Source organism: Lysinibacillus sp. NPDC094177 (genome assembly GCF_050279145.1).
Lineage (GTDB): Bacteria > Bacillota > Bacilli > Bacillales_A > Planococcaceae > Lysinibacillus.
Map to the genome: position 1 here is coordinate 42,171 of NZ_JBNNTW010000011.1, position 15,698 is coordinate 57,868.

16 protein-coding genes are annotated in these 15,698 nt (G+C 36.5%); 9 read left to right on the forward strand and 7 right to left on the reverse strand.

From position 1 onward, the window contains the following. Nucleotides 1–40: 40 nt before the first annotated feature. Together ACQKNC_RS16990 and ACQKNC_RS16995 are read right to left on the reverse strand one after the other, a co-directional pair. Nucleotides 41–436 carry a DUF1259 domain-containing protein gene (locus tag ACQKNC_RS16990; protein ID WP_427425940.1) on the reverse strand — a complete coding sequence of 132 codons (396 nt, stop codon included), beginning with the start codon at nucleotides 434–436 and terminating at the stop codon, nucleotides 41–43. A gap of 69 nt (nucleotides 437–505) precedes the next feature. After that, nucleotides 506–763, reverse strand: coding sequence for a hypothetical protein (locus ACQKNC_RS16995; RefSeq protein WP_427425941.1), 258 nt, complete (start codon nucleotides 761–763; stop codon nucleotides 506–508). Between the two features lie 281 nt (nucleotides 764–1,044). Here ACQKNC_RS16995 and ACQKNC_RS17000 point away from each other — a divergent pair, with 281 nt between their 5' ends. From ACQKNC_RS17000 to ACQKNC_RS17030, 7 genes are all read left to right on the forward strand, one after another. Next, entirely contained in the window at nucleotides 1,045–1,737 is a 693-nt protein-coding gene (locus ACQKNC_RS17000) for an ABC transporter ATP-binding protein (RefSeq protein ID WP_427425942.1), read from the forward strand. Nucleotides 1,738–1,754: 17 nt separating this feature from the next. Next, nucleotides 1,755–3,953 (forward strand): FtsX-like permease family protein, encoded by a 2,199-nt coding sequence (locus tag ACQKNC_RS17005; protein WP_427425943.1) that lies wholly within the window; start codon nucleotides 1,755–1,757, stop codon nucleotides 3,951–3,953. Then, nucleotides 3,950–4,528 carry a TetR/AcrR family transcriptional regulator gene (locus ACQKNC_RS17010; protein WP_427425944.1) on the forward strand — a complete coding sequence of 193 codons (579 nt, stop codon included), beginning with the start codon at nucleotides 3,950–3,952 and terminating at the stop codon, nucleotides 4,526–4,528. Before ACQKNC_RS17005 ends, ACQKNC_RS17010 begins: the two co-directional genes overlap by 4 nt. Nucleotides 4,529–4,868: 340 nt before the next feature. Beyond that, on the forward strand, nucleotides 4,869–5,888 hold the full coding sequence (locus ACQKNC_RS17015) for an ABC transporter substrate-binding protein (RefSeq protein ID WP_427425945.1): 1,020 nt from the start codon (nucleotides 4,869–4,871) through the stop codon (nucleotides 5,886–5,888). 513 nt (nucleotides 5,889–6,401) lie between these two features. Further along, on the forward strand, nucleotides 6,402–7,433 hold the full coding sequence (locus tag ACQKNC_RS17020) for an ABC transporter permease (protein ID WP_427425946.1): 1,032 nt from the start codon (nucleotides 6,402–6,404) through the stop codon (nucleotides 7,431–7,433). After that, a complete protein-coding gene (locus tag ACQKNC_RS17025; protein ID WP_427425947.1) occupies nucleotides 7,426–8,220 on the forward strand; it encodes an ABC transporter ATP-binding protein in 795 nt (264 codons plus the stop codon). The genes ACQKNC_RS17020 and ACQKNC_RS17025 overlap by 8 nt, the downstream gene beginning before the upstream one ends. Nucleotides 8,221–8,435: 215 nt before the next feature. Further along, nucleotides 8,436–9,395 (forward strand): nuclease-related domain-containing protein, encoded by a 960-nt coding sequence (locus ACQKNC_RS17030; RefSeq protein ID WP_427425948.1) that lies wholly within the window; start codon nucleotides 8,436–8,438, stop codon nucleotides 9,393–9,395. Between the two features lie 220 nt (nucleotides 9,396–9,615). On the opposite strand, the gene ilvA is transcribed toward ACQKNC_RS17030, so the two are convergent. Beyond that, complete coding sequence (ilvA, locus tag ACQKNC_RS17035; RefSeq protein WP_427425949.1) at nucleotides 9,616–10,878, reverse strand: threonine ammonia-lyase IlvA; 1,263 nt, start codon at nucleotides 10,876–10,878, stop codon at nucleotides 9,616–9,618. A gap of 246 nt (nucleotides 10,879–11,124) precedes the next feature. Between ilvA and ACQKNC_RS17040 the strand changes: the two genes are divergently transcribed. Continuing rightward, entirely contained in the window at nucleotides 11,125–11,868 is a 744-nt protein-coding gene (locus ACQKNC_RS17040) for a TerC family protein (protein WP_427425950.1), read from the forward strand. Between the two features lie 51 nt (nucleotides 11,869–11,919). Here ACQKNC_RS17040 and bshB2 read toward each other — a convergent pair whose 3' ends face one another. The 3 genes from bshB2 to ACQKNC_RS17055 all read right to left on the reverse strand — a co-directional run bounded on the left by bshB2 (nucleotide 11,920) and on the right by ACQKNC_RS17055 (nucleotide 13,915). Further along, a complete protein-coding gene (gene bshB2, locus ACQKNC_RS17045) occupies nucleotides 11,920–12,609 on the reverse strand; it encodes a bacillithiol biosynthesis deacetylase BshB2 (protein ID WP_427425951.1) in 690 nt (229 codons plus the stop codon). A gap of 13 nt (nucleotides 12,610–12,622) precedes the next feature. Next, nucleotides 12,623–12,973, reverse strand: a complete 351-nt coding sequence (locus ACQKNC_RS17050; protein WP_053484519.1) for a YojF family protein — start codon at nucleotides 12,971–12,973, stop codon at nucleotides 12,623–12,625. Between the two features lie 606 nt (nucleotides 12,974–13,579). Then, entirely contained in the window at nucleotides 13,580–13,915 is a 336-nt protein-coding gene (locus ACQKNC_RS17055) for a hypothetical protein (protein ID WP_427425952.1), read from the reverse strand. A gap of 240 nt (nucleotides 13,916–14,155) precedes the next feature. On the opposite strand from ACQKNC_RS17055, the gene ACQKNC_RS17060 reads away from it, so the two are divergent. Then, nucleotides 14,156–14,644 carry an acyl-CoA thioesterase gene (locus tag ACQKNC_RS17060; protein ID WP_427426046.1) on the forward strand — a complete coding sequence of 163 codons (489 nt, stop codon included), beginning with the start codon at nucleotides 14,156–14,158 and terminating at the stop codon, nucleotides 14,642–14,644. 70 nt (nucleotides 14,645–14,714) lie between these two features. Here the strand turns inward: ACQKNC_RS17060 and thiD are convergent, their stop codons facing one another. After that, nucleotides 14,715–15,545, reverse strand: a complete 831-nt coding sequence (gene thiD / locus ACQKNC_RS17065; protein ID WP_427425953.1) for a bifunctional hydroxymethylpyrimidine kinase/phosphomethylpyrimidine kinase — start codon at nucleotides 15,543–15,545, stop codon at nucleotides 14,715–14,717. Between the last annotated feature and the right edge of the window lie 153 nt (nucleotides 15,546–15,698).

Below are 15,698 nucleotides of genomic sequence, written 5' to 3' on the forward strand. Positions count from 1 at the left end.
AAAGAACTGTTCTAAGCAGTTCTTTTAACAAGTGTAGTTATCAGTAGTTTTTTAAAACACTAAATGCTTGAGCAAATTTTCGGGCAAAGATTAATGGGGGCTCTATTGATTGAAAGTGAACGTATAAAATAGCGGGGACCGAATATATCCAGTGATTATGAACAGCACTTATAATCAAATTATTTTCAGCAAGTACCTTAACAAATGGGGACAATTCCTCTTCTAGTACTACAACTTCACCTAAGTTAAGTGCATTTCCATATATATCGAGCGATTCGAATGTTATCCCAGCGTGAAGTGCACTACGACTTGGGCGACCTTGAATCATAACATTAAGATTTCGATTAAGTCTTACTGAGCATACGCCATGTTCCATAGAAGCTTTTCCGTTTGCAATCTGAGCAAATTTTGTACACATATTTTGGGGATTTTGCATTTAGACACCTCTACTTTTTAATATTTGAGATATCTTGGAGCGAAAGTAGTAAGGGCTTCTGATTTGAAACTACTCATCTAAAACATTTTTAATTTCTTCTATTTCTAAAATTAAATCGTCCAGTTGCTTTTTAAATTCATCCGTATATTCTAGTTCTTCATCTAAGTCTTTTGTATATTCTAAAGCATTTAAGGCAAAATCTAGTGCAAATTCGAATAGACTGTCACAAAGATTAGAAATGATTGTGTCAATATCTCCTGTTTTTGCATTTTGCTTCTCTTTTGAATAAGAAGGTTGATGATTTAAATCCATTTCATCATTATTCATGGTATTCCTCCTTTTGGGAACAGCACTAGTCTCATTTGCATCATATGCTTTAAATGTAAAAAAGGAGACTAGAATGAAGCGTTTCTGTAGAAAAGTTAAGTCGCATCAAATCAGATGTGGCTTTTTATAATGCATAAAAATGTCTTCGATAAGAAAAAGTTGGAACATTGAACGGAGCTAGATAAGCTACTTTTCGTTATTGACAAATTAATTAATCAATAATAAGGTTTAATTAATTGACTAATTAATTAATTAATAAATGAAATGTTTGGAGGTCTAACATGTTAAAAGTAAATAATTTGGTTAAAAGTTATCAAAATGGTCGTGAATTGCTTTATGCATTAAATTCAGTTTCATTGTCAATTGGTGATGAGGAATTCGTTGTCATTCTAGGCCCTTCTGGATCGGGTAAATCTACGCTTCTTAATGTAATTTCTGGTTTAGAGCAACCAGATTCAGGAAGCGTTACTTACGATGACTACGAGATTTGTGGATTAAATCAGAAAGATCTTACGTTGTTTAGACGTGATAAAACAGCTTTTATTTTTCAAGCATATTATTTACTGCCGTTTTTAAATGTAGAATCCAACATTAAAATGGGTGCTGACTTAAAAGGGAACAAAAATATTTCTGAAATAATGGATGGTGTAGGGCTTCAAGGATTAGAAAAACGCCTTCCTTATGAACTTTCAGGGGGACAACAACAACGAGTGTCTATAGCACGTGCTTTAGCGAAAAAACCGGATTTTTTGTTTTGTGATGAACCAACTGGAGCATTAGACGAAGAAACGAGCAAACAAATTTTAACCTATTTGAAGCAGCTTCAAAAACAAATGAAATTTACAATTATTATGGTAACGCACAATGTTAGTATTGCTCAAATTGCAACAAAGATTATTAAAATGACTAGCGGGAAAATCGTAGAAGTAACTAGCAATGCAAATCCACGAGATGTTGAAGAAATTAAATGGTGAGAAGAGGAGTACATTTGATGAGAGTAAAAAAACAGTATCCGCTCCTAATGGTTGTTGCCTGTGCAGTATTTATTTGTACGTTACTGATTTTCTATCTTCAAAGCATAAACTCCATAAAGAAGGTACAAGAACATCAAAATCAGCAGGACTTTACGCTTATTCTGCAAGGAGAGGAAATAACGGACCTTTCAAATAAATATTCTTTTACGTATGACCCCGTAACATATAAAGTCATTTATGATGGAAGAAATGTATATCGTATTATGCATAATAAACGCAACATTGATATTCCTTTATACTCGGAAGGCGTTGCTCCCCAAAAAACAACTGAAATTGCAATAGATAAAAATTTTGCACAGGAGAATAAATTGACATTAGGAGATCCAGTTACTATTGGCAATACAGCATATTCAATTAGTGGAATTTTTACTTTACCAGACGCGATTTCACCACTAGTAGCTGATAATGGTGTTGGCTATAAACCTTCTACTCAAGCATTAATACTATGTAGTGAAGAAGCTTACTCAAGTTGGGGTGAACAGGAGAAAACAGGTTATTCAGGCCGATTTTTGGAAAGTGTGTCTGAGGAACAGAAACAAATCTTTCTAGAAAAAATGCTAATGGATTCAAATGTAAAATCCGTGGTGAGTAAAGAGGATAATCCACAAGTGCTTGCTACATTAATTGCGAAAGAAAAAATGTTTAAAATCTGTCTTATTAGCGCTTTAAGTTTCTTAGGTTTAACTGTAATGGTTTTGCTTATTATTACCGTTATCCAAAATATAACTGAGACAAAATCAACTATGGGTGTTTTAAAAGCACTTGGCTACTCTAGAATACAAATTGCTAAAAGATATTTCCTAATTGGGCCATTTTTGTTTATAGGCGCAGTTGTAGGATATTTAGCTTCCTATGCAGTTAGTCCTCTGTTCATTAAACGAATTAATGCTACATTTCTCGTGCCAAATGTTACACAAAATTTTGATCCAGTACAATTCATAATGTTTACAACAATCCCCGCGCTGTTTTTCTCTGTGATGGCTTTTGGGATTGTAGTATTTGCCTTACGTAAGCCGCCATTGGAAATGATTCATAATTCAGAATCAGTAAAATTAAACTTTCTTGTTAAGAGAATGGGGAAGAACAAATCAACTAATTTTAAAAAAGCGGTCTTTAAAGCAATTGTATTAAATAATATTCTATTAGTCTTTTTAGCCTTGCTCACAGGTTTTATGGCTAGCGCTAATTTACAGATTGCTTTTTCTTTGCAAACAATGTCTGATAAGGTATCCTCATTAACATTAAAAGGTTCTGAATATGAAAGTAACGTTCGATTTATTGAGGCGAAGGACATGAAATTTTTAGACTCGGAAACGCCTTATTTTTCAGAAGATTGTAAAGTAGAGTTTCCGAATGGTGGAGTACTAAATAATGGCCAGTTTATGGCATTATCTAGTAGTCTTTCTCTTTTTAAACTCTATAGTATAAAGAATCAGGAAATTATAGATATTTCTAAGCAAGAAGGCATTGTCGTGAATGATTGGATGCGCAAGAAATATGATTTGTCGATTGGTGATACTGTAAAAATTCATATTAATAATGTTGTTTATCAGTTACCTATAACAGCTATTGAGCAATCAGTGTATGGTGAAGTAGTTTACAGTAATATTGATGTTGCAATCAACGCTGGTCTTTTAGAAAAAGAAGAATATAATGGTGTTTTTTCAGAAGACAATGTAGAGTTTGACAGCAAGCAACATATGTTTGTTTCAAAACTTGAAGACGTAATATATTCAAGCTCTCAGCAAAAAGGAACATATTTTGCACTATCCTTTTTATTTATCGCAATTGGCTTAGCTTTAAGTATTATAACGATTAGTATTGTATTGAAAATCATTATTTCTTCTAATCGTAAGTACTTGGCGATGATGAAAGCATTTGGGTATACAAATTCAGAATGTAATCGCATTGTTTTGTCAGGCTTTAGAATAATTGCTTACATTGGATTTATAATTGGAACACTCTATGCTATTGTGTTAACTAAATTTTTATTTGATTTATTGGCTAAAGCATCTACAGTAGCAATACCAATGACACCAGATAGCAAGGTAATAGCACTTTCTCTCGTGATCTTTGCTGTTTCATACGAGGTCATTATGTTACTCTATAAAAAAAGCATGAATGCAGTATCATTGCAGGAGGTTATGATGAAATGAATAAACGCCGCGAACAGAAGGAAGTTAGACGAGAGCAAATTCTAAACGCGGGCTTAGATTTGTTTATTAGAAACGGTTATCATGGAACTACAACAAAAGAAATTGGAGACTCAGTTGGAATTAGCCAAGGATTACTGTTTCATTATTTCGGCTCTAAAGAAGAGGTATACCTTGAACTTTTAAATCGAGCTAAAACTAGTATGTCTGTTATCGGTATTTCAGAAGGGGAATTTGCACAACCTTTAGCGTATTTAAATGTGATAGTTACTTCGATACTTGATTCCTTTAAAACGCATCCATTATCAGCAAAATTGTTAATGTTAGTTGCTCAAACGCAAATAGCAAGTAACTTACCAGATACTATACAACAAGTTGCTAAGGATCTTGCTGCATCTGAAGGATTTGAAAGTTTAGTAAAAGAGGGTCAAGTTAAGGGAGTAATACGAGATGGTGATTCTAAAGCACTCGCTGGTTGTTTTTATTCGGCCATTCAAGGTGTTGCTCAAACGTACGTATGCTTCCCAGATATCCCGTTACCTCAAAGTAGTTGGTTAGTAGATATCTTAAAAAAGTAAGAGATAATTATAATTGTTATGAGGGCCTGACATTTCTAATGAAGAATGTCAGGTTTTTTGGTTTTCCATAAATTATTTAAAAATCAAAAATAACTTCGCGAAATTGTCAAAAAAATTTTTGTTATGTTAGAAAAAGAAATCGATTTGTGAAAACAGCGTAGTTTAGCGGTTTAAAGCGACAAATTAAATGAAAAGATAAAATATTTTGATGAATTCGAAAGTCAGAACATTCATAATGTTGTTGACGAACCTTGATAATAACGATAATATAGCGATACATTCACACTTTGTTTGGATAAAGTGTGATAAATATCAGAAATAATAGTCGGGGGGATTATTTGTGAAAAGCAATGTAAAAAAGCTTTCGTTCCTGTTATTTGGGTTAGTATTAATGCTTGCTGCTTGTGGTAGCGGTGGCTCTAGTTCATCGGATTCGAAGGGGAATGAAACGAAGAATGCAAGTGAGAGCGGCAATGCAGACAAAACATATAAAATTGGGATTACTCAAATTGTAGAGCATCCATCTTTAAACGCTGCAACTGACGGTTTTAAAAAAGCAATTGAAGAATCGGGCTTAAAAGTTGAATACAATCCACAAATAGCGCAAGGAGATAACAGTCTTAACACGACGATTGCAAACAATCTAGTAAGTGCGAACGTAGATTTAATCTTTGCTAACTCTACGCCATCTGCGCAGGCAGCAGCGACAGCTACTAGTGATATTCCAATCGTCTTCACTTCTGTAACAGATGCTGTTGGCGCACAGCTCATTGAATCTATGGAGAAGCCAGGGAAAAATGTAACAGGAACGATCGATTTACATCCTGATACTATTTCGAAAACAGTGGCATTCTTAAAAGAATTAGGTGCGAAAAAAGTAGGTATGGTTTACAACGCTGGTGAACAAAACTCAGTAGCACAAATAAAAGAAGTGAAAAAAGTCATGGACGAGCAAGGCCTAACAGTAGTTGAAGCATCTGCGGCAACTTCTGCAGATGTAAGACAAGCAGCTGAATCATTAATTGGTAAAGCAGATGCATTCTATATCATTACTGATAATACAGTAGTTTCGGCTCTAGAGTCTGTAATTGATGTAGCGAATGCCAATAAATTACCACTAGTTGTTGGAGAGCTTGACTCTGTAGCACGTGGTGGCTTAGCAGCATATGGTTTTGAATATTATGACATCGGTTATGAAGCGGGGCAAATGGCTGTGAAGATTCTAAAAGGTGAAGCAAAACCTGCTGATATACCAGCTCAATATCCACAAAAGCTAAAACTATTAATAAATAAAAAAGTAGCGGATGATTTAGGAATCGAAATTAAAGATTCTTGGGGTGCAGAGCTTTTAGAAAAGTAATGACCCAACATCATCTTATGAAATGAAGCGGGGGAGAATTAAAACTGCCCCCGCTTTATCTACTTTTAGAGTAAAAATTGAATTCATTTATGAGGAAGAATCACCGCTCTGTTTGTGGATAGAATACATTTAAGAATTATGTAGTGATCCACAATAATGGTGGGGGTAATCCTTTCGAGTTACATTTTATTAGAATACTAGTTTCCTAGAAGGTTATGATTCATCATTGAAAGTCTTGTTAAAAGTATGACATGTGGATAAGTTGATTGGAGTGGAGGCTGGGCGACTCCTTGGGGATTAGCGATAGAGGAACGAAGGCTAAAACCATCACATCCTGTGATAACGCCTTCGTGACCAACATCGTGTTGGCCCGAGACCCTGCAGCGAAGCGGATGTTTTCTGTGCGAAAGCGAAGCGTCAGCGGCAAAGCGCCCAGCCGGAACGGAAATCAACTTCAAGTTATAGTGATGAGCTAAATTATTTATTAAGAAATTAATAGGAGATGATTCAACTATGTTTTTAGCAATATTTGGCGCGATGGAGCAAGGAATCATCTATGCAATTATGGCGCTTGGTGTGTATTTAACATTCCGCGTGTTAGATTTTCCGGATTTAACGGTTGATGGAAGCTTTGTAACAGGGGCGGCTACTGCAGCAACGATGATTCTGCTTGGCTACCACCCAATCTTAGCGACTTTAGTGGCAATTGTTGCTGGATTTATTGCAGGATGTATGACAGGAATTCTTCACACAAAAGGGAAAATTAATCCTTTATTATCGGGGATTTTAATGATGATTGCTTTGTATTCTATTAACCTACGTATTATGGGGTCAACTGTAGAAAATACGATAGGTCGTCCGAATATTCCACTTTTGAATTCAGAGACTTTATTTTCAAAGTTTCAAGCATTTTGGAGTAATTTAGGTATTGATAGTGCATTAAATAATCTATTAAAAAGCATTGGCGTTCAGTCGCAACTACCTTCAACATGGAGTACGTTGATCGTAGTATTAATCATTACGATTATCATTAAGTTCTTTGCAGATTGGTTCTTAAAAACAGAAGTTGGCCTGGCTATTCGAGCAACTGGTGATAATAAGCGTATGATTCGTAGCTTCTCGGCTAATACAGATACATTGGTTATTCTTGGGCTAGGACTATCTAACGCACTTGTCGCTTTTTCTGGAGCTTTAATCGCACAATACTCTAAGTTCTCAGATGTAAGTATGGGGATTGGGATGATTGTTATCGGTCTTGCATCTGTTATAATCGGCGAAGCAATCTTCGGTACAAAAACGATTATGCGTACAACTTTCGCTGTCATTGCGGGAGCTATCATTTACCGCATTATTTTAGCATTAGCATTACGAGTAGATTTCCTTGATTCAGGAGATATGAAATTAATAACAGCTATCATCGTTATTATAGCGTTGATTTTACCTCAATTTATCAATAAGAGTAAGGCACGCAAACGTAAGGTGAAGCGCGCAGCAGAGAGGACGCAAGTAAAGACGGTTGAGCAGGGAGGGAAAGGCCTTGCTTAAATTAAACGGTATAAATAAGATTTTTAATGAAGGTACGCCTGATGAAAAAATTGCACTTGCAGAAATTAATTTGCACTTAAAGCCAGGGGATTTCGTCACAATTATCGGCAGTAATGGTGCTGGTAAATCGACAATGATGAATATGATTTCTGGCGCATTAACACCAGACTTTGGTACAGTTTCAATTGATGGAAATGAGGTTACTTCTTTACCAGAATACAAACGCTCCCACTACATTGGTCGCGTGTTCCAAGACCCGATGGCTGGTACAGCACCAACAATGACGATTGAGGAAAACTTAGCGTTAGCTTACTCACGTAATAAGAGTAGAGGCTTGCGTATCGGTGTTGATAAAAAGCGTCGAGAATTTTTCAAGGAATCGTTGGAGATGTTAGGCCTAAATCTAGAAAATCGCCTATCTGCAAAAGTCGGCTTACTTTCTGGAGGGGAGCGTCAAGCGTTGTCTCTTTTAATGGCAACATTTACGAAGCCTTCGATTTTATTGCTAGATGAGCATACGGCGGCACTTGACCCATCTCGTGCAGAGTTAATCACACGTATTACGAAATATTTAGTCGAGAAAGACAGCTTAACGACATTGATGGTCACGCACAATATGCAACAAGCATTAGACTTAGGAAATCGCCTGATTATGATGGATAAAGGGCAAATCATTTTAGAGGTTGGCGAGGATCGCAAGCATGAACTAACCATCCCAGATTTGATGGCCGAGTTCGAACGTATCCGCGGAGAGAAAATGAACTCAGACCGTGCGTTACTAGGATAATGATAACGAAGCGCTCATACTTAGGTATGGGCGTTTTTCTGCTAGATGTCGATATTTTTTAGAAGTTGGGTGATAAATTAAAAAAGTTGGTCGATAAATCGATAAAGTTGGTCGATAAATCAATAAAGTTGGTCGATAAACAATCAAAAGTTCTCGATAAATAAGCAAACTCTTTCGATAAAGTGCATTATAATCTAGCTAAAGGAGGTGAAAATATGCTATTGAAAAAACGTGAAGTTTCATCAAAGCAACTCACATTAGAAATGATTGAAAGGAGGTTGCCGAAATCTCACCCAAAGTCTACTTACTATCAAGAAATGCTAAATAGAACAAGAGCAGGGTATGCAGGTGAGCAAAGAGTAGATCAGGAATGGCAGGAAATCTATTTGGAGCAAGTGCATTATTTATTGCATGATATACAGCTTAAAGCTGAAGGTGGAGCAATACATCAAATGGATACATTATATATGTCGAGAAATTTTGTTTTAATAGTGGAAATTAAAAATATCGTGGGCCGTGTCGAGTATATGGAAGATAATCATCAATTTGTTCGAATTACTTCTGATGGCAAAGTAGATGGCTTTAGAAATCCCTTTGATCAAGTGAAGCGGCATGCTAGATTTATGCGTCTGATTTTTCAAAAAGCGGGCTACCATATACCGATTGTATATATGATTGTCTCTGCAAATCCGAAAATGATTATGTCGGCAAGTTTGTCAGCGCAACCGATTATTCATGTGAGTGGTTTGGCAGAAAAGGTAGAACAGCTGTTTTTACGACATTCAGAAATCTGTTTAAGTGAAAAAGATTTAAAGCATATCGCTGAACACATCTTAAAGAAGCATGAGCCCACGCAATGGATACCAGATATCGAATGGGGTGAACTAAGAAAAGGAGCGCTATGCTCGCTGTGTGAGTATCAGTATGCTTTACAGTATTCCTTTGGGAAATGGAGTTGTAGCAATTGTCGACGGACAGATAATAAATCGATGCTAGTAGCATTACACGATTATCAGTTAATGATGGGAAACAATATTTCCAATGCTCAATTTCGTGATTTTTTTGATATTGACTCAGAGAGAGTAGCCTATTATTTATTGAAAAAGTTAAAGTTTAAAGTGAGTGGTGGAAAAAAGAATAGAAATTATGTAATTCCTGCTAAATTATTAGATTAAATATAAGCGACGAAACTATCAGTGCGGTCAGATAGTGTCGCATGTCGATATTATTGGAAAGTTAGTCGATAAATCGAAAAAGTTGGTAGATAAATTAAAAAAGTTAGTCGATAAATCGAAAAAGTTGGTAGATAAACAATCAAAAGTTCTCGATAAATCTCAAAAGTGCCCCGATAAACCTAAAAAAGCCACACTTACATAGCAAGTGTGACCCTTTATATTAGACTAGTAAGCCGAATAATTGAATGTCGTTGTTTACTTCTTTGTATTTGAAGCCGAATTCATTCATACGTGCTAGTAATCCTTCGTAGTCTTCACGATTACCAAGTTCGATACCAACTAAGGCAGGACCACTTTCTTTGTTGTTTTTCTTTGTATATTCGAAGGTAGTAATGTCATCATTCGGTCCTACAACGCTTGTTAGGAATTGGCGAAGCGCGCCTGCACGCTGTGGGAAGCTTACGATGAAGTAGTATAGTAAACCTTCGTGAATTAAAGATTTTTCTTTAATTTCCTGCATACGTCCGATGTCATTGTTACCACCACTAATGATGACTACGACTGACTTGCCTTTAATCTCCTCTTTATAAGAGTCGAGTGCTGCTACCGATAATGCTCCAGCAGGCTCTGCGATAATGGCGTGTTTATTGTAAAGATCTAAAATCGTAGTACATACTTTTCCTTCTGGTACTAGTACGATGTCGTCTAAGTAGCGACGGCAAACATCATATGTGTGATTACCGACGCATTTTACTGCAGCGCCATCTACGAATTTGTCAATCCAATCAAGTGCCACTGCACCGCCTTCTGCAAATGCAGTCTTCATACTGCCGGCCCCAGAAGGCTCTACACCGATAATTTTACTAGTAGGTGAAAGGTTTTTCACGTAGGCAGAAACACCTGACATTAAGCCACCGCCACCGATACTACCAAATACATAATCAATCGGTTCCTCCATGTCATTCATAATTTCAACAGCGACCGTTCCTTGACCAGCAATAACATCAAAATCATCAAATGGATGAATAAAGATTTTATCGTGTTCATCACAATAAGCAAATGCACTTTCTGCAGAATCATCAAAGGTATCACCAGCCAAAATAATTTCCACATAATCACGACCAAACATACGCACTTGGTCAATTTTTTGCTTAGGTGTTGTTTGAGGCATAAAAATACTTGCTTGAATTTTCAATTGTGCACAGGCGTAGGCAACACCTTGGGCATGATTGCCCGCACTTGCACAAACAACGCCAAATTTACGAGCCTCTTCCTCAATTTTTTTTATCTTATAATAGGCACCACGAAGTTTGAATGAGCGTACATGCTGTAGGTCTTCGCGTTTAAAATAAATATTAGCTCCGTATTTCTCGGATAAATAGTCATTTTTTTGTAGTGGTGTGTGTACCACTACATCCTTTAAGAAATGATGTGCAATCAAGATATTTTCTACCTGCACAGTTCTAGTGTCAGCAACTTCCATATTATTCATCCTCCGTTATACGTATAAAACATTTATCTATGATAGCACATTTTAAAAGCTTTTTGTTATTAATTTTTAGTAAATTCTAAATTTTCCGTGACTATTTTATCTAGGTAAATACAGAATGGAGAATAATTAAATTTCTTCGAGAAATTTTTGTAGAAATAAAGGATACACTCATTTCCTCATAACGAAAATGGTCAAGCATATACTAGAGTACCTTAGGACAAGTAGGAGGGTATGTAATTGGAAATCATTCAAGGAATTCTATCTACATACATGCAATTTTTCAATTGGGAGATGTGGAAAGAGATCTTAACTGACCCTGTATCTTGGGGGTTAATATCAACACTAATTATAATAGAAGGTTTACTCTCGGCAGACAACGCACTTGTATTAGCAGTGCTAGTGAAGCATTTGCCAAACAAGCAACGTAAACGAGCATTAATGTACGGTATGTTGGGTGCCTATTTTTTCCGATTTTTATTTATCGGGATAGGTGTTTATTTAGTAGAATTTTGGTTTATTAAATTGCTAGGAGCCCTGTATTTAGGTTGGCTATGTGTCGCTCATTTCTTACAGATTGGGGAAGCGGATAGTGCCAAGGAGATGAAAAAAACAGGGTTGTTGGTTCGCCTTTTCGGGACATTCTGGGCAACGGTTATTTCTGTAGAACTGATGGATATTGCTTTTTCAATTGACGCCATATTTGCCGCTTTCGCGATATCCAATCAAATTTGGATATTACTTATCGGAGGAATGTTAGGTATTTTAATGATGAGAACTATTGCAGGTTTATTTTTAATCATAATTGAAAAAATACCTGAATTAGAGGCAACAGCATTTATTATTATTGGAATTATTGCATTGAAGATGTTAGCTAGCGTCATAGGCATTCACGTTCCACATTATATGTTTTTTGTTGTGTTAATTATTATTTTTTCTATAACTTTCATTATTCATTTTTTAAAAAAGATGAAAGTCGCTTAATATAAAACGGTTCTGTTCTCAATGAAGAAAGAGGACAGAACCGTTTTATTGTTATTTTACATAATGATCAGGATTCACAATATAGAATTTTTCGATATTTAGCCAGCTTTCACTCATCGGCTCACCGTCATCGATACGTTTTTCTGTTTCTTGCATCATCCAAGCTGTTTGAGATGCATGCGCTTGTAATGCTTTAATTTTGTCCATCTTCATTTCACTAATATTGATGACAACATGCGGTTCTCCATTTTTTTCAATAGTATCATTTGCAAAGGCGCAACCTAATACTTGTGGACGTGCAGCTTTCGGCATACGACGAACAGCTTCTACTACTGCACGTGCTGTTGCCTCATGGTCAGGATGCACTGCAAATCCAGGTAAGAATGTAATGATAAGAGAAGGCATTAATTCCTCTATTAAACCTTCAACTAGCTTTACCATTTTTTCATCATCTTCAAATTCAATCGTTTTATCACGGAAACCAAGCATACGTAAATCTTGTATTCCCATAGCCTCTGCTGCTGCGATAAGCTCCTTGCGTCGAATTTCTGGCAAGGACTCACGTGTAGCAAATGGTGGATTTCCTAAATTACGCCCCATTTCGCCTAGAGTTAAACAGGCATATGTAACAGGTGTATTCATTTTCTTTGTATAGTAGGCAATTGTTCCAGCAACTGAAAAAGCCTCATCATCTGGGTGAGGGTAAACAATTAAAATATGACGTTGTGGTTGTAAATTCAAAAAGTCATCCCCCTTAGTAAGTAAACGGCGTTTCGCTAATTTCAAGTGCAATCGCCAATTTACCTGAGTAGTCTAGTCCAGCCATTAATAAACGGCCTAAATCATCTAATTCAAAATGTGTGATGCCTTGAGCATAGACCCAGCCATGTGCCATTTTTAATCCGACACGATGGGGTGAATCATCTACCACTTTAGCAAGCTCATAGTTGATTTTAGCATTGCGAATAAAAGCACCTGCATTAAAAAATTTCTCATCAAAGTGTGCTGCATAAGAACCGTTCGTCGTCTCAAGATGAATATAAACGTCTTTGTTGGCGAAAGAATTCAATAATTCCTGCAACGTCTTTACTTGTACTTCTTGCATCTTAACACTCCTCTCGATTATTTCTTCCTTAAGTATAGTAAAAATAATTCACAAAGGGAAATTGAATGCCTATGTAACACAATATCATCGATAAACAGATATCTCGGAGGCTTGTCCAAAACAAATAAATTTCTTCCAGCGGGTGTCCAAACCTCCGCTGAAAGAAGTTAAAGCTTCTGGCCAAATCCGGACGCAATTATGCCTAGGTATAATTGATTACATCTTTTATTCAATGAAGATTTTTCGAGCAATATTCTTGAAAAAATCATTAAAATATATCAATATAATGAGTGTGAAAGCAATTTTGTGCAAAATGTATCGTTTTGTATTGTATGCGGTTTCACAAATGAAAATATACTGCGACCATGATTTCTTCCTAAACTAACGGATACAGTGCATAATGTTGAAAGGAATTTTAAACTAGGTTAAAACGAATTCTATCTTGGTACAATAGATGACGTTCTTTCATCATTAGTTTGTGTTGTAGTGACATGGGAAGAAGACGAAAAGCTCATTATCATAGTATAGTTAAAAAAGCCGCGATTCTCTTTTATGACGGAGAATCGCGGCTTTTTATAATTAGCGGTTTTTGGGGGTATGTATTTATTAATATCGGTTGAGTTTTCGTTCAATGGAATCTAGACGATTGTTGAGATGTGATAGATGCCTATGCATTTGTCTAAAATGTACATTTTGATTTTGCGCGTTGGATGATCTTGTTTGCTCCATTGCCTCTTCTTCCTGCAAAGCTAAAACGTTGGAGAGGGTGGCTAATGAATACCCTATTGTCAAAACCATTGAAGATATTAATTCTACTTTGGTAGAGGTTATTTCTCCAGTTTGGACACCTGTGTCTTCACCTAGGAGACCTGCTTCTTCACCACCTAGGAAACTTGCTTGTGTATTTGGATTTGGGTCTTGTTGTTGTTTACGTCTTTTCATTTTTCTCCCTCCCATATACAGCTAATATATGGCATATGAAGTAGTAGTGTATCTTGTCCAGTGCTTTTTACATTAGAAGTAATAATCCTCTCGTTTTCTCTGTAAAGTAAAAATTCTTAATTTTCCAACTGTTTAATTGCTTTTTATCGAAAAATAGAGCAGTATAGTAGAAATAAACAGTTGTTTTTAGGGGGAATTGATGTGAATAAAGACTTTAAATATTGTAAAGAATCTAGAGTTATGCGTACAAGTCGAGTTTTTCCGAATGATATTAATAACCATAATACACTGTTTGGTGGTCGATTAATGAGTGACATCGATCAAGTAGCTTCAATTTCAGCTGCTAGGCATAGTCGGAGAGATTGTGTGACAGCCTCAACGGATTCTGTAGATTTCCTGCATCCAATTCGCCCGACCGATTCTGTCTATTTCGAATCTTATGTAACGTGGACAGGGACATCTTCAATGGAGGTTTTCGTAAAGATCATTTCTGAGAATTTGAAAACGGGAGAACGTAAGGTAGCGGCAACAGCGTTATTAACCTTTGTTGCATTAGATGAAAATAATAAACCAGCTCCAGTTCCATCTGTCATTCCCGAAACGTTAGAGGAGACAAAGCTACATGAAACTGCAGCTGAACGAGCGAAGGTACGTGCAGAGCGTAAAAAGGACAGTAAGGCATTGGCTCAATTTATTTCGATGAACGATCCATGGGATTGCTCGAAATGATGGAGAACTACTATATGTAAAAGAGGCATCTGATTAGTCAACCTACAACTAATCAGATGCCTTTTCGTTTTTATATTTCTGTCACTGTTACTTGTGGTGTGCCAAAACGAGATTTTGCACCGTGCATAACTGGTCCTACATAGTCATTTAATGCCCAACCGTGAGCAATTGCAGCTGAAACGAATTCCTTAGCTTCAATTACAGCCTCTTTTACTGAAAGACCATTTGCAAGGTTTGCTGTTACTGAAGCAGCAAATGTACAGCCAGCCCCATGGTTATAAGTAGAAGCAACTTTTTCAGATTCTAATAAGTAGAATTTTTCACCGTCGAAGAATAAGTCAGCTGCTTTTTCAGTAGCTAACGCTTTTCCACCTTTAATCACAACTGCTTTAGCGCCGAGTTCGTGAATTTTACGAGCTGCTGTTTTCATTTCCTCGATTGTTTTTGGTGTTCCAGTTCCAGCTAATTGCCCAGCCTCGAACAGGTTAGGGGTTGTAACTGCAGCTAATGGTAAAAGATGTTGAATCATTGCATCTGTGTTACCAGGGTTCAATACTTCATCTTCTCCCTTACATACCATTACAGGGTCAATGACAACATTTGTTGTACCAGATTTTGCGATAGCATCACCTGCGATACAAATAATTTCTTCAGTTGACAGCATACCAGTTTTTATTGCGTCAATGCCTGTTGAAAGAGCAGTATCGATTTGTTTTTGCAAAAGCGCCGTTGGTAATGGCGTTACGTTATGAGTCCAACCGTTTGGATCCATTGTTACGACAACCGTTAATGCCACCATGCCATATGTGCCGTGCTCCTGGAATGTTTTAAGATCGGCTTGCATACCTGCGCCGCCTGATGTATCAGAACCAGCAATTGTTAAAGTTTTTTTAAGAGTCATGTAGAAGGTCCCCTTTATAGATGAAAGTTTTAAAATTACCATCTAGTATAGTCTCATTCTGATTATATAAAAATAGTCAGAATTTTATATTTTCACAAGGTCAGTTTTACCTTCTTTCAGCGGTGTTCAAACATCTGCTGAAATAGAGGAACT

Bases quoted from the DNA above. Each gene is read 5' to 3' on its own strand.
- ACQKNC_RS17010 (WP_427425944.1), top strand. From the start codon at position 3,950: ATGAATAAACGCCGCGAACAGAAGGAAGTTAGACGAGAGCAAATTCTA.
- ACQKNC_RS17055 (WP_427425952.1), bottom strand. From the start codon at position 13,915: ATGAAAAGACGTAAACAACAACAAGACCCAAATCCAAATACACAAGCA.
- ACQKNC_RS17050 (WP_053484519.1), bottom strand. From the start codon at position 12,973: ATGCAAGAAGTACAAGTAAAGACGTTGCAGGAATTATTGAATTCTTTC.
- thiD (WP_427425953.1), bottom strand. From the start codon at position 15,545: ATGACTCTTAAAAAAACTTTAACAATTGCTGGTTCTGATACATCAGGC.
- ACQKNC_RS16990 (WP_427425940.1), bottom strand. From the start codon at position 436: ATGCAAAATCCCCAAAATATGTGTACAAAATTTGCTCAGATTGCAAAC.
- ACQKNC_RS17005 (WP_427425943.1), top strand. From the start codon at position 1,755: ATGAGAGTAAAAAAACAGTATCCGCTCCTAATGGTTGTTGCCTGTGCA.
- ACQKNC_RS17060 (WP_427426046.1), top strand. From the start codon at position 14,156: ATGCGTACAAGTCGAGTTTTTCCGAATGATATTAATAACCATAATACA.
- ACQKNC_RS17030 (WP_427425948.1), top strand. From the start codon at position 8,436: ATGCTATTGAAAAAACGTGAAGTTTCATCAAAGCAACTCACATTAGAA.
- ACQKNC_RS16995 (WP_427425941.1), bottom strand. From the start codon at position 763: ATGAATAATGATGAAATGGATTTAAATCATCAACCTTCTTATTCAAAA.
- ACQKNC_RS17000 (WP_427425942.1), top strand. From the start codon at position 1,045: ATGTTAAAAGTAAATAATTTGGTTAAAAGTTATCAAAATGGTCGTGAA.
- ilvA (WP_427425949.1), bottom strand. From the start codon at position 10,878: ATGGAAGTTGCTGACACTAGAACTGTGCAGGTAGAAAATATCTTGATT.
- ACQKNC_RS17020 (WP_427425946.1), top strand. From the start codon at position 6,402: ATGTTTTTAGCAATATTTGGCGCGATGGAGCAAGGAATCATCTATGCA.